Origin of the sequence: Mesorhizobium yinganensis, assembly GCF_040081985.1 — a bacterium.
GTDB classification, from domain to species: domain Bacteria; phylum Pseudomonadota; class Alphaproteobacteria; order Rhizobiales; family Rhizobiaceae; genus Kumtagia; species Kumtagia yinganensis.
This window is the reverse complement of the sequence record NZ_JBEBMH010000062.1, coordinates 1-13,114: the sequence shown is the minus strand read 5'-3', so window position 1 is coordinate 13,114 and position 13,114 is coordinate 1. Positions and strand designations below refer to the sequence as shown.

Annotated in this window: 13 protein-coding genes; 3 read left to right on the top strand and 10 right to left on the bottom strand. The window is 62.5% G+C overall.

Translation table 11 applies throughout. The annotated features are described in order from the left end of the window. Positions 1-316 precede the first annotated feature (316 nt). From ABMA59_RS36340 to dusA, 8 genes are all read right to left on the bottom strand, one after another. On the bottom strand, positions 317-1,135 hold the full coding sequence (locus ABMA59_RS36340) for an MBL fold metallo-hydrolase (RefSeq protein WP_349010201.1): 819 nt from the start codon (positions 1,133-1,135) through the stop codon (positions 317-319). A gap of 2 nt (positions 1,136-1,137) precedes the next feature. Further along, the gene (locus ABMA59_RS36335; RefSeq protein WP_349010205.1) at positions 1,138-1,932 is read right to left on the bottom strand and encodes a TatD family hydrolase; all 795 of its coding nucleotides are present in this window, start codon (positions 1,930-1,932) and stop codon (positions 1,138-1,140) included. Between the two features lie 4 nt (positions 1,933-1,936). Beyond that, positions 1,937-3,487 (bottom strand): methionine--tRNA ligase, encoded by a 1,551-nt coding sequence (gene metG, locus ABMA59_RS36330; RefSeq protein WP_349010200.1) that lies wholly within the window; start codon positions 3,485-3,487, stop codon positions 1,937-1,939. Between the two features lie 87 nt (positions 3,488-3,574). Continuing rightward, entirely contained in the window at positions 3,575-4,630 is a 1,056-nt protein-coding gene (locus ABMA59_RS36325) for a DNA polymerase III subunit delta' (protein ID WP_349010204.1), read from the bottom strand. Further along, positions 4,627-5,298, bottom strand: coding sequence for a dTMP kinase (tmk, locus tag ABMA59_RS36320; RefSeq protein WP_349010203.1), 672 nt, complete (start codon positions 5,296-5,298; stop codon positions 4,627-4,629). Before tmk ends, ABMA59_RS36325 begins: the two co-directional genes overlap by 4 nt. 121 nt (positions 5,299-5,419) lie before the next feature. Beyond that, positions 5,420-6,580, bottom strand: coding sequence for a D-alanyl-D-alanine carboxypeptidase family protein (locus ABMA59_RS36315; protein ID WP_425476058.1), 1,161 nt, complete (start codon positions 6,578-6,580; stop codon positions 5,420-5,422). A gap of 78 nt (positions 6,581-6,658) precedes the next feature. Next, positions 6,659-7,918 (bottom strand): septal ring lytic transglycosylase RlpA family protein, encoded by a 1,260-nt coding sequence (locus ABMA59_RS36310; RefSeq protein ID WP_349010199.1) that lies wholly within the window; start codon positions 7,916-7,918, stop codon positions 6,659-6,661. 234 nt (positions 7,919-8,152) lie between these two features. Beyond that, on the bottom strand, positions 8,153-9,106 hold the full coding sequence (dusA, locus tag ABMA59_RS36305; protein ID WP_425476057.1) for a tRNA dihydrouridine(20/20a) synthase DusA: 954 nt from the start codon (positions 9,104-9,106) through the stop codon (positions 8,153-8,155). A 152-nt stretch (positions 9,107-9,258) separates the two neighbouring features. Between dusA and ABMA59_RS36300 the strand changes: the two genes are divergently transcribed. Continuing rightward, the gene (locus tag ABMA59_RS36300) at positions 9,259-10,317 is read left to right on the top strand and encodes a site-specific integrase (protein WP_349010197.1); all 1,059 of its coding nucleotides are present in this window, start codon (positions 9,259-9,261) and stop codon (positions 10,315-10,317) included. Positions 10,318-10,488: 171 nt separating this feature from the next. Here the strand turns inward: ABMA59_RS36300 and ABMA59_RS36295 are convergent, their stop codons facing one another. Continuing rightward, a complete protein-coding gene (locus ABMA59_RS36295; RefSeq protein WP_349010196.1) occupies positions 10,489-11,421 on the bottom strand; it encodes a protein NO VEIN domain-containing protein in 933 nt (310 codons plus the stop codon). 10 nt (positions 11,422-11,431) lie between these two features. On the opposite strand from ABMA59_RS36295, the gene ABMA59_RS36290 reads away from it, so the two are divergent. Both ABMA59_RS36290 and ABMA59_RS36285 read left to right on the top strand, forming a co-directional pair. Then, positions 11,432-11,914, top strand: a complete 483-nt coding sequence (locus ABMA59_RS36290) for a hypothetical protein (RefSeq protein ID WP_349010195.1) — start codon at positions 11,432-11,434, stop codon at positions 11,912-11,914. A gap of 264 nt (positions 11,915-12,178) precedes the next feature. Continuing rightward, positions 12,179-12,724: a hypothetical protein gene (locus tag ABMA59_RS36285; RefSeq protein WP_349010194.1), complete on the top strand. Its 546-nt coding sequence runs from the start codon at positions 12,179-12,181 to the stop codon at positions 12,722-12,724. A gap of 265 nt (positions 12,725-12,989) precedes the next feature. On the opposite strand, the gene ABMA59_RS36280 is transcribed toward ABMA59_RS36285, so the two are convergent. After that, on the bottom strand, positions 12,990-13,114 hold a 125-nt coding region (locus tag ABMA59_RS36280), incomplete at its 5' end, for an ATP-binding protein (protein WP_349007100.1).

The following is a 13,114-nucleotide window of genomic DNA, read 5'->3' as shown; positions in this document are numbered from 1 at the left end:
TTTTGCGACAACGTGATCAAAGGGATGGCGGCTCCGCAATACGCTCGGTCCCACGCCGGCGTTGTGAAGTCGACAGCCTTCCTTTCCAGCTTCGTGTTGGCGAGCCTTCAGAGCTGTGAAAGTCGGGGACTGTCGCATCTCTAAATTGCTCAAGTGTCGCATCTCTATATAGCTGCTACAACAAAAAGTCGCATAAGATGGATTATGGAACTCATGCATCACGAAGGACAACGAAAAGCAGTCGGATTGTCGACCGCTCGCGCCCTCAAATTTCGTCGCGCCGCCTATGCGGCCCGTGCTGGAAACAGCGGCGCGATCAGCCTGATTCCATAGCGACTTCCAGTACCAGCCCGTCATAAGCCGGCTCGACATGCGGCGGTGTTTCGGCGAGCACCGTGGCATAGTCCAGCGGCACGTGCATATGCGTCAGCACAGCGCGTTGCGGGGCAAGCTTCTCGATCCAATCGAGCGCTTCGGCGAGCGAAAAATGGCTGGGATGCGTACGGTATTGCAGCGCGTCGATGACGAGTAGGTCGAGATCGGTCAGCCGTTCGGCCGTGCTCGGCGGGAAATTGCTGACGTCCGGACAATAAGCGATCGGACCGATACGGAAACCGAGCGAGATGATGTCGCCATGGATCTGCGGCAGCGGTTCGAAGGCCAGTGCTCCACCTTCGCCCATGATGATCACCGGTTCGGCATGGTCGATCCGGTGCGCACTGAGGATCGGCGGATAGGAGCTTCCGGGCGGCGTCTCGAAACAATAGCCGAAGGCCTGCATCAGCCGGTCCAGCGTCGGCTGATCCGCATGGATGTTCATGAGATGCCGCTGCTCGAGCATGTAGCCGCGCAGGTCGTCAATGCCGTGGATATGGTCGGCATGGGCGTGTGTGTAGATCACGGCGTCGATGCGCGTGACGGCGGCAGCCAGCATCTGCTCGCGAAAATCCGGGCCGGTGTCGATGACGACACGGGTAATGCCACCGTCGTCGGCGATCCTCTCGACCATGGCGGCCGGACGCGTGCGGCGGTTCCTCGGATTCGACGGATCGCAGTTTCCCCAGTCGCCAGTGATACGCGGCGTGCCGGGCGACGAGCCGCAGCCGAGGATGGTGACGCGCAGTCTTGATCCCACGCCTATAAACTCGCTTGCGGAGGCTTCGGCATCTTACTGAAAAGGCGAAAGAAATTTCCGGTGGTGATTTCGGCGATGTCAATCTCGCCGACGCCGATCGTCTGGGCCAGAACGGCGGCGGTCTTCGCCACATAGGCCGGCTCGTTGCGCTTGCCGCGGAACGGCACGGGCGCGAGGTAGGGCGCGTCGGTTTCGAACAGCAGCCGGTCGCGTGGCACGTCGCGGGCGATCTCGCGCAGTTCGTCGGAGTTCCGGAAGGTCAAGATCCCGGAGAACGACACGTAGCCGCCCAGCTCGACGCCGGCCATGGCGAGCTGCCGCCCGGACGAGAAGCAATGCAGAACGAAGGGGAAGGCGCCCTTCCCCGTTTCCTCGCGCAAGATCGCTTCCATGTCGTCATCGGCAGACCGCGCGTGGATGACCAGCGGCAGGCCGGTCTCGCGTGCCGCCGCTATATGGGTGCGCAGGCCCTCTGCCTGGGCGGGACGCGGCGACTTGTCGTAGTGGTAGTCCAGCCCCGCTTCGCCGATCGCCACCACTTTCGGATGGTTGGAGAGCCGGACGAGGTCTTCGACGGTGATGTCCAGTTCCTCATCGGCATTGTGCGGATGGGTGCCGACAGAGCAGAAAACTTCAGGAAATTCTTCAGCCACGCCAAGCACTTCCTGGAAACGCTTGACGCGGGTCGAGATGGTGACCATGCGGCCCACGCCGGCGTCGAGGGCGCGCCGCACGATTGCTGCGCGCTCTTCGGCGAAATCGGGAAAGTCCAGATGGCAGTGGCTGTCGACCAGCATCGTGTCAGCCTTCGGCAGCCTGCTCGACATAGCGCGGGAAAACGCCCTGTGGTGCCGGCAGCGGCGTGCCGGACACCAGCGCATGGGTGTCGCCAACATGCTCGAAACCACGCCCATCAGCGGGTACCGCCAGCAGGTCCAGCAGCTTTTCGGCCGAGGCGGGCATGAAGGGTTGGCAGAGCAGCGCCAGTCGACGGACCGTTTCCGCCGTCGTGTGCAACACCGTCTCCATGCGCGCCGGATCGGTCTTCTTCAACGCCCACGGCGCTTCGCCGGCAAAATAGCGGTCGGCCTCGGCGACGACCGCGAAGATCGCCGCCAGCGCCTGATGGATCGCCTGTTCGCCCATCGCCTTGCGCGCAATTCTGAGCGCCGCTTCCGCCTGACCCAGGATGGCCTTGTCCGCTTCCGTCAACTCACCCCGCTTCGGCACCACGCCGCCGCAGTTCTTGGCAATCATCGACAGCGAACGCTGCGCCAGATTGCCGATGCCGTTGGCAAGGTCGGCATTGGTGCGCGCAACGATCGCCTCGTGGCTATAGTTGCCGTCCTGGCCGAACGGCACCTCGCGCAGCATGAAATAGCGCACCTGATCGAGCCCATAGTGATCGACCAGCGCGAATGGGTCGATGACGTTGCCGACCGACTTCGACATCTTCTCGCCGCGGTTGAAGACGAAGCCATGGCCGAACACCCGCTTCGGCAATTCGATGCCCGCCGAAAGCAGGAAGGCCGGCCAGTAGACCGTGTGGAAGCGGGTGATGTCCTTGCCGATGACATGCAGGTCGGCCGGCCAGTAGCGCCACTTCTCGGCACCGGTATCGGGATAACCCACGCCGGTGATGTAGTTGGTCAGCGCGTCCACCCAAACATACATCACATGCGCCTCGTCGCCGGGCACCGGGATGCCCCAGTCGAAGGTGGTGCGCGAGATCGACAGGTCTTTCAGACCCGATTTCACGAAGCTGATGATCTCATTGCGGCGCTCAGCCGGGCCGATGAAGTCCGTCTGGCTCTCATAGAGCGCCAGCAATCGGTCCTGATAGGCCGACAGGCGAAAGAAATAGCTCGCTTCCTCGACCCACTCCACCGGTGTGCCTTGCGGACCGTACCGGACGCCATCGGGGCGCACCTCGGTCTCGTCCTCGCCGTAATAGGCCTCGTCGCGCACCGAATACCAGCCAGCATAACCGCCCTTGTAGATGTCGCCATTGGCGGCCATCGCCTTCCAGATCGCCTGGCTGGATTCGTAATGGCGCTTTTCGGTGGTGCGGATGAAGTCGTCGTTCGACGCATTCAAGGCCTTGGCCATGCGCTGGAACTCGGCCGCGTTGCGATCCGCCAGCTCGCGCGGCGAAATCCCTTCCTTGCGCGCCGTCTGCAGCATCTTGATGCCGTGCTCGTCGGTGCCGGTCAGGAAGAAGACATCCTTGCCGTCGAGCCGCTGGAAGCGCGCCAGTGCGTCGCTGGCAATCAGTTCATAGGCGTGGCCGATATGCGGCCGGCCATTCGGGTAGGAAATAGCGGTGGTTATGTAGAATTTTTCGCGTGACATGATCGTGCGTCGCCAGCCTAGAAGATACGAATTTTGAGGGTGAATAGCGCAACGGAACGGCAGCCGCCATCCCGGCCGGATGCGGCGTCACATTCGAAGCGTATCGTGCAGGCGCAGGATCATGTTCAACGTATGCTGTTTGCGGTCCAGATTGTAGGTGTCCGTCTCGCTGATCGCAATGCGCAATTCCTGAAAGACGCGCGCAAAATTGCCGGCGCGGCCGGTTTCGCCGGTTTCCGCTGCCCTGCCCGCCGCCTGCGCGACGATGTCGAGCAGATGCGCGTTCATCAATTGGAAGCGGATCTCGTTGTCACGGCCGCTCACGGCATCGGCCAGACGATGCGCCTTGACGAAATCGAAGTCCGCACCGCCGACCAGCAGATCCACCGTGTCGGCAATCTCCAGCCCGCCAAATTCGGAGAGCAGTACGGCATCGCGCACGCTGCCCCCTGCCCGCTCCAGCAGCGCGGCTCTTTTGCCGGCATCGTCCGGCAGCGGCATGCCCAACGCCGTCAGCACGGTCTCGACCTCGCCGGCCGAAGGAGGCTGCAGCCTGATCATCTGGCAGCGCGAACGGATGGTCGGCAGCAGGCTGCCGGGCGAATGGGTGATCAACAGGAACACCGTGCGCGAAGGCGGTTCCTCAAGATTCTTCAGCAAGGCATTGGCAGCATTGATATTCATGTCGTCTGCGGGATCGACGATGACCACCCGGTAACTGCCGTCATGCGAGGTCATCGACAGGAAGCGGTTGACGCGGCGTATCTCGTCGACGGTGAGAAGCGTCGCGAATTTTTTGGTCTTGTCGTTGAAAGGCCGCGTCAGATGCAGGATGGCCGGATGTGCGCCCATGGCAATCTGGCGGAACAGGGGCGATTCCGGATCGGGCCCGGCAAGCGTTTCCGGCGCCGTTTCATGCGCCGGATACCGCAGCAGATGGTAAGCGAGATGATAGGCCAAGGTCGCCTTGCCGGTGCCGCGCGGGCCCGCAAGCAGCAGCGCGTGCGGCAGTTTTCCGGTCCGATAGGCCGCGGCAAGCGTCGCCGCCGCCTCGGCATGTCCGATCAGCGCCGGGTTCTCCGACGGTTCGGCGATGCCCTCCAGCGTGTCATGCTGTTCCGGCGCGATGCGCTCGAACATCAGCCGGCTCCTCCGGTTTTCCGCTCGGAATTGGCGCGCACTTCGAGCGCTGCGAACACGGCGGCCGTCACCACGTCGTCCACCTCATCCTCGCTGGCCCAAGCATCGATGACGATGCAGCGATCCGGTTCCTTTTCCGCGATTGCCAGGTAAGCTTCGCGCCGGCGCTGGTGGATTTCCAGCGTCTCCTTCTCGAAACGGTCCGCCTGGTCCGTGCCCCTTCGGGCGGCGGCGCGCGAGAGGCCGGCCTCGGCATCGATGTCGAAGATCAGCGTCATATCGGGCATGACGCCGTTGACGGCGACATGCACCAGCGTCTCGACCAAAGCGGCATTCTCGTCGCTACCGGCACCCTGGTAGACCCGGGAAGAGTCGAGAAAACGGTCGCAAAGCACGATTGCGCCGCGCTCCAGCGCCGGGCGGATCACCTGCTCGACATGGTCGGAGCGGGCGGCGGCGAACAGGATCGCCTCCATGCGTGGCCCGAAAGGCTCGGCCGCGCCGGAAAGGATGACATGGCGTAGCGCTTCCGCGCCCGGCGAACCGCCGGGCTCGCGGGTCACCAGCGTATCGTAGCCTTTGCGGCGCAGCTTTTCGGACAGCCGCCTGATCTGCGTCGACTTGCCCGCGCCCTCGCCGCCTTCAAAGGTTATGAACAATCCGCGCGCCAAATCGGCCGGCCTCGCTCCGAATCCTGCCCCTTCATAGGGTGTGGCGACGGATAGGTCCACCACGGCGCCCGAAACGCGCTGGAACGTTTGCCTGTTCGCGAACGCGCCCGGCCACCTGGATTTAGCGCATCCAGCCTGTCAGAAGTTCTGCTACGGCATCCGCGGCGCGCCGGTGTAGAGAGCCCTGCCCGACCGTTTCGGCGGCGTAGAGCGGGATTTCCTGGCTGAGTGTTTCGCCGACCCAGATGTTCAACCGGCCGACTGGTGCACCCTGCTCCACCGGAGCGGCCAGCGGCCCGTCATAAACGATGCGAGCCGATACAAGACCGGTATCATCGGCCGGAACGAAAATCGCGACTGGGCCTTTGGCCGTGAGTGAAACCGAGGATTTCGCACCGCCATAGACAGCTGCTTCTCCAACCACTTCTCCGGACGCGAACAGGTCGGTCTTGCGCAACCCGTCCATGCCCCAGCCGAGCAGTTTTCGGACTTCCTCCGAGCGTTCACCTTCGCTGGTCATGCCGCTCATCGCGATAAAGACGCGCCTGCCGCCACGGCTGACCGAACCGACGACGGCAAAGCCGGCTTCTTCCGTATACCCCGTCGCCAGGCCGTCGGCGCCGATGTTCATGGCAAGCAGCGGGTTGCGGTTGCGCTGGCGGATCTTGTTCCAAGTGAATTCCGGCTGAGCGTAATATTTGTAGAAGTCCGGATAGTCCCGCCAGATATGCATTGCGAGTTGCACGAGTTCGCGCACGGTTACCACTTGTCCGTCCGCCGGCAGTCCGCTCGCATTCTTGAACACGGACGTCTTAAGGCCGATTTCGCGGGCGCGTTCGTTCATCAACTCGGCGAATTTATCCTCGCTGCCGGCCATGCCTTCGGCGATGATGATCGCACCATCGTTGGCCGATTGCACGATCACGCCCTGAATGAGATCGCCAAGCCGGATCGTCGACTTCAGCGCGGCGAACATCGTCGATCCGCCGGAAGGCGCGCCACCGGTGCGCCAGGCGTTCTCACTGACGGTGAAGATATCGTCGAGTGTGAACCGCCCTTCCCCAATGGCGTGGAACACGACTTCCATCGTCATCAGCTTGGCGAGTGCAGCCGGCGCGACTTTTTGATCCGGTTCCTTGGCGAAGAGGACCGTGCCGGTCTCGGCGTCCACCATCAAGGCTTCCGATGCCTTGGTCTCGAACGGTTCGGCGGATGCGAAAGCAATCGGCAACAGCGCAGTAGCGATTGCGATAGCAAACGATCCCAGCCGCATGCCTGTCATAACGGAGCGCGTGCCATGGCGCCAGACAGCGCATCAGCGTCGATCACGCCCAACTGTGATGCGACGCCAGAGAAAGGCTCAGTCGCGGACGGCGATGGCATCCGGCGCGCCATGGTCCCAGGCGGCTTCGAGCAGATCGTCGAGCGAATTGCGCCCGTCCTCGTAGAGGTTTACGGAATACAGCGCCTCGCCATCCGTGGTGGAGGCGTCGAGCGTCGTCCGGCCGAAGGCGGCCAGCGCCTGCTCGACACGCTCGGCGTCGGCCCTGTCGGTGAACGTACCGGCGGCGACAAACGGCTCGGATGCCTGCATTGCCTCGTCCACGGCGGATTGCTTCCATGAAGCAACATCCACCGCTGTCGTGCGCGTACCATCCAGGGCGTCGAAAGCGCGCGTTGACGACGCGCCGCCGTCCGGCGCGTAGGACATGGTCGCCATCGCCATCTGGGTCTCGATGATGTTCTCGATCGAAGGCCGCTCGGGCGCGATCGGCCCGAAGGCCGGTAGCACGATATCGCCACCGGTGGACACCGATGCTGTCATCACCGGCTCCACCAAGGTCCTCTCGGCGGATGCCGGGACGACATCGGTAAGCGTGCCCGGGAAAGCCGCGGCCGGCTTCTCGCCGATCTTGCCGCCGCTCGGCGTCGATCCATTCATGGCGATCATCACGCCCGTCGGCAGGCCGACGGACGGATCGGGCACTTTGTTGCCGGGCTGGTACGAGGCGAGCAGATATTTGTCGTCGTGGCCATCGAGCGGCGCGCGGCCGACATATTCCACCTTCACCTGAGCGGTGCCGGTGTGGGAATAATCCAGCATGTCGGCGGCTTTTTTCGACAAGTCGATCAGGCGGTTGTTCGAATAGGGGCCGCGGTCGTTGACCCGCACGATCACGGAGCTGCCGTTTTTCATATTGGTGACGCGGGCGTAGCTCGGCAGCGGCATCGTCGGATGTGCCGCCGTCAGATGCGTCATGTCGTAGATTTCGCCGTTGGCAGTGAGACGGCCATGGAAGGCATCGCCATACCAAGAGGCATAGCCGATCCGCTTATATTTCTTGTCTTCCTTGGGATAATACATCTTGCCGCGGACCATGTAGGGCTTGCCGGTCTGGTCGCGGCCGCCACCACGCGGCAGGTTCGATTTCAGGTTGCTGACACGCGGGCTGGCCTTCACGCCCCAGATCGATTCGGCGAAATATTCCTTGGATCGGGCCTTGGGACCGACCATCGACTTCGATTGTTCGCTGGCGCACGAGGCTAAAAAGCCAGCGCAAAGAGCGATCACAGCGACGGACGTTGCGCGACGGAGACGCGGGCGCGCCAGAACTGCCATCCAGAATGTCCCCAACACCGACTTCATTTCACGCCGGTTCCGCCCGTTTCCGCTTCTTGCCGCGTGGAATGCGATCGGACCCGAAAAATCCCCGCCCCTCTTGTAAGCAGGAACTTCTTATTATGCGCTTAATTGAATGTGTTCGGAAACGGGCAGGATTATGGCCGGCAGCCGTTTGTCCGCCGCAAAGTGTTTGCATTCGACAAACCACTCGATGGGCAACGCACATGCAGGTCAGGCGGCTTCTTTTGCCTGGCCGGCCTCGACTGCTGCAAAGGCGCGGCGCAGCACATCGGACCGCGCATCCGGCCGGTTGGCATCGGTCGACAGGATCTGCCGGAAACGCCGCGCACCGGGCTGGCCATGGAACAGGCCGACCATGTGCCGCGCCACATGCGGCAGCCGCCCTCCCCGTGCGATATGGGCATCGGCATAGTCGCCCATTGTCTTGATAATGGTGCCCAGATCGGCAGGCGGCGCAGCTTTGCCGAGCAGCGCATCGGCACCGAGAAGAATCGCGGGCGTGTGATACGCGGCGCGGCCGAGCATGACGCCATCGACATGACGCAGGTGGTCCTGTGCCTCGCCCAGCGTCTGCACGCCGCCGTTGATGCCGATGAATTTTCTCGGCAGCCGCTGCTTCAACCTATAGACACGGCCGTAGTCGAGCGGCGGGATGTCGCGGTTCTCGCGCGGGCTGAGACCTTGCAGCCAGGCTTTTCGCGCATGCACCCAAAGTGCATCGGCGCCGGCGGCAAATACTCCTTCGGCCAGCGCGTCGAGAGCCTGCTCCGAATCCTGGTCGTCGACGCCGATCCGGCATTTTACCGTAACCGGAATGCGGACGGCGCGCTTCATCGCCGCGACGCAGTCGGCAACTAGCTCCGGCGTCTTCATCAGGCAGGCGCCGAACGTACCCGATTGCACCCGATCCGACGGACAGCCGCAGTTCAGGTTGATCTCGTCATAGCCGAAACCTTCACCGATGCGAGCGGCCTCCGCGAGCTTCGCCGGATCGGACCCGCCGAGCTGCAAGGCCACCGGATGTTCTGCCGGGTCGAAACCGAGCAGCCGCTGGCGGTCGCCATGGATCGCGGCGTCGGCGACGATCATCTCGGTGTAGAGCAATGCGCGCGCCGACAACTGGCGATGGAGGAACCGGCAATGGCGATCGGTCCAATCCATCATAGGTGCGATAGCCAGTGTAGGTGCTTGATTTTTATACATTTTTTCTTTAGTATCAGGACGTTGCACGGTTCCGTGTGCACTCCGATTCACGACAAAATACGACGCCTTTCGCCACTTTTCGATCTCTGACTGCACACATAGCGCACACGAATATGGCCACGTTCACCAAACTTCCTTCCGGTTCCTGGCGAACCCAAGTCAGGCGCAAGGGGAAGTACGCCAGCGAGACATTCCTGCTCCGCGCCGATGCTGAAACCTGGGCTCGCGAGACAGAGCGTCGGATCGACCGCGGCGAACCTATACACTCTGATCGGTCTGCCACAAAGACGTTCGGTGGCTTGATCGACATTCACCGCCAAGATCTCGCCGAGGTTGGCATGATGATCGGTAGGTCCAAGGAGGCCAGTCTCGAGTGCCTTCGCAATCGACTGGGCAAGCTTCGACCGGTCGAACTCGATCGCGAAAGAATCATCGCTTTCGCCAAGGAGCGAGCGAAAGAGGGAGCGGGTCCCGTCACTGTCGGTATCGACCTGGGCTACATCAAAACCATCCTGACGCACGCCGCCGCCATCCACGGAACAGTCGTCTGTGCCGAGGCACTGGACCATGCACGCATCGCGCTCCGGCGCCTGGGGCTCGTTGGCCAGGGGAACGAGCGGGACCGCCGGCCCGCGACGACCGAGATCGACGCCATCGTCGCGGCGCTCGAGAACAACCCGAGGCAGGTCATTCCGGTCGGTCGTATCGTCCGTTTCGCGATAGCAACCGCTCTGCGCCAGGACGAGATCGCCAGAATTCGCTGGGAAGACTACGATCCGACCGGAAAGATGCTGCTCGTCCGTGACCGCAAGGACCCTCGTCGGAAAAGTGGAAACCACCAGAGAATTCCCCTCCTGAGCGTCTCCGGTTACGACCCTTGCGCACTGATAGAAGAGCAGCGTGACGCTCAGGAGCGATCATCGAAACGCATCTTTCCATACAATGGCCGATCCGTCGGAACGGCTTTCCGCCGCACATGCCAGGACCTGAAGATCGTCGACCTCCGATTTCATGACCTGCGTCATGAGGCGACCAGCCGCCTCTTCGAGGCAGGTTTCACGATCGAACAGGTAGCACTCGTCACGGGACACAAGGATTGGAAGATGCTGCGTCGCTACACCCACCTCCGGCCGGAGAGGCTGCACGAAATTGCACGTCGTGATGCGGCGTAAGCATGCCATGCGAGGGTTAGCTCGCGATCAACGCGCCTTTTGAGAAAGCTTCAAGATCGATACTTTGTGTTGTATTCTTCGTGCGTAACGGTATCTACGACGTGGTGACGATGGGATTACCGTAGTCGCGCGCGATGAAGGCGCGCGATGAAGACAAGATCGGTACGATGACTAAAGAGGTTCCACATTCGCCTTCAGCTCGTTCAAGTCGAGAAATATCTGTCGTGAGCTTAGAAGGCCGACGGGGTTCCGAAACCTCTTGACCTGCGGCGATGTCCCGGCGACATGGTAGACGCGACAGAGTTCGTATCGGTCGCCCGCCGCGACCGCCTTCTCGAACTCGCGGCGCGGCCAGATGAAGCGCCCGTCCGAACCAGTGGTCGACTTGACCTCGATCCAAATCATGCGACCCAGGTCATCGATCGACCTGATGTCGTGATCGGCCCCCGCATCCGCCTGGGACGTCCAGACGACGTGATCTTCGGGTCGCTCGTGCCCGAGCTCGCGCACGCGCTTGAGCTCGAGCTCGTAGACAATCTCCTCGCCCCGTCGTCCAACCATGTAGTCGCGCTCGACGTCAGCCGGAGTGGGAGGTTGAAAACTGGAGTAGCTGTAGCCCTGCCCTTGGCTCCCTCCGGCTCTCGGCTCGATGGTGGTTCCCTTGAGCTCGCGGACCGCCGGGTTGACCTCGTCCAGCGGTGGTAATGCGAAAGCCTGTGGCGGAGGCGCCGGCGGCGGAACCACGGGTGGTTGCAGAAGCGGCGAAGCCCGAGGAAGCTCCGGCGTCACGGCCGTCGCCCGACCCATGATGTCGGTGAACATGTCGGCGAACGCACCCTCAACGAGCTCCTCGCGTTCCGTGCGATCCCAATCGTCGCCGTCCGCCTCGTCGCCGAATGAGTCGGCGATCGGATCGGCGCCCACTACGCCCTGTCGGGCCAGGTAGACCCCTATCTCTCGCGCGTTGCGGCAGATGAATAGCGGCACGACCATCGCTGAGAACTGGCGAGCGTCCGCTATGTCGGCATGGCCCGTTAACTCTGCCAATGCCTGCGCTACCCAGCTGGTATATGTCCAACCGGGTTCTCGGTCGGACGATGCCAAGCACACCGTCTTGCAACCCGACTTCAACGGGTACGGAGACGCGGCCCCCGTCAAGCGCGTATTCCCGGTGGATACTCTCGAACACCTCGATTCCTCGGATAGAGCCGAGGCGGACCTCGAATTCCTCGGCGGAACAGATGCGTCCATCGGGCCACGAATACATGGCCAGCCTGTGCACCGCCTCCCGCATCGTTGGTTCCTGGAGGCGTTGCATAAGCTCGTGGCGCTGATGCCCGGCGAACCAACGTTGGACGGCCGCCGGCACGCCGAACTCGACATGACCGGCGCCGCATACGCCTGTGAGCCGGCTGAGCCCAAGCGATCGGTAAAAGGCGTGCGAGCGTTCGCTGATGTCGGCGATGCCAATTCCCACGTCGCTGGTGTCGACGACATCGGCAAGTGCGCCGAAATCGTTCTCCACCAGCCGGCCCGCCTCGACATCGTCGAGCGCGTGCAACCTGTGCCGGCGGTCCAGCAGGCACCTCACATCTGAATCGAGGCCCGCCGGCAGCCCATAAGTGCCCCGCAGCTCGTAGGCTTCGAAAAGCTTACGCCGGATGCGGACGTCGACGGGCGTGTCGGTACCTTGATGCTTTCCGATCCACTCGAAAAAGCGCTGCCAGTGATGGTCAGTCGGGATAGCGGGGGCGCCAAGTGCGACGTAGGCGGCCACCAGCGTTCTCGGTCCACGGACGACCGGGACCGCGCCATCAAACAAGCGAGAAACCAAGTCCCCCGCAAGCACTTCGGAAGGCATATGATAGTGTCCTTCGACCCACAGGATCCTGCGGCCTGCCAAGCTCGCCCGAAAGTCGCGGTTGCCTGCCGCGATCTGTGCGAGGAGCGCGTAGAAATACTCAGGACGTGGGGGCGCTCTCCCTTCTTCGCCAAGCCTGTCCAAAGTCTCGTTGATGGCGTCGGGGTTCGGGGAGTCCTGGACCTCGAGGCGAGCATACAGCGCCGATCGATTCCCGCCCACGATGCGGTCGTCACCAACGCAGAGGCGATTGAGCTCGTTCGCTGTATGGAGCGCTCGCGGCTCGCTAAGGCTCCCGGCAGCGTTGCGCAGGAAGCGGATCGAAGCGAGCCTCCTTATAACCGACTTCGTGAGAAAGTGCTGACGGCGGTCCAGCTCGTGCTCGAACTGCTCGGCGGCGTCGGGATTGGAAGTGATCCATTCCGCCGCGGTGACAAGATCGTCGCCACCGAGATCGGTGGGGATGCGGAGAACCGTGGTCAGATTGTCACGCCGCCGGAGCGCGTCCGATGGTCCGCTCAGGGCCTTAAGAAAAAGGCTGCTTGATTGGCCCCGCAGGATCCTCATGGCGTATGGGGCAGTCCAATTGCCGCGGTGGTCTCGCAAAACGGGACTGCGCCTTACGGCTGACAGCACGAGCCGTCCGAGCTTCCCATCGGATGCTAGCACCCGGGCCTCAACCGCTAGCTTCTGCTCCTCGGCCACGTCTCCGGCGGTTGCCTGGTCGCAAACGGACCTGATTGTTGATTTCCGCGAAGAACTGACCCGGGGTTTCCACTGAGAACTGACCCGGGTGGATGATGGGTCTGGGTCAGGTCGGGGTCAAGTTTTTGGTTTTCTCCTTCGCGGGTTTGACGGGTTTTGCCGAACTGTTCCTGAAGCGGAAGCTGTCGTTTCCGGTCTCCAGGATATGGCAATGGTGAGTTAGGCGATCGA

Coding starts and splice junctions, on each gene's coding strand:
- ABMA59_RS36335 (WP_349010205.1), bottom strand. CDS start 1,932: ATGCTGGTCGACAGCCACTGCCATCTGGACTTTCCCGATTTCGCCGAA.
- metG (WP_349010200.1), bottom strand. CDS start 3,487: ATGTCACGCGAAAAATTCTACATAACCACCGCTATTTCCTACCCGAAT.
- ABMA59_RS36315 (WP_425476058.1), bottom strand. CDS start 6,580: ATGACAGGCATGCGGCTGGGATCGTTTGCTATCGCAATCGCTACTGCG.
- ABMA59_RS36310 (WP_349010199.1), bottom strand. CDS start 7,918: ATGGCAGTTCTGGCGCGCCCGCGTCTCCGTCGCGCAACGTCCGTCGCT.
- dusA (WP_425476057.1), bottom strand. CDS start 9,106: ATGATGGATTGGACCGATCGCCATTGCCGGTTCCTCCATCGCCAGTTG.
- ABMA59_RS36300 (WP_349010197.1), top strand. CDS start 9,259: ATGGCCACGTTCACCAAACTTCCTTCCGGTTCCTGGCGAACCCAAGTC.
- ABMA59_RS36285 (WP_349010194.1), top strand. CDS start 12,179: ATGATAGTGTCCTTCGACCCACAGGATCCTGCGGCCTGCCAAGCTCGC.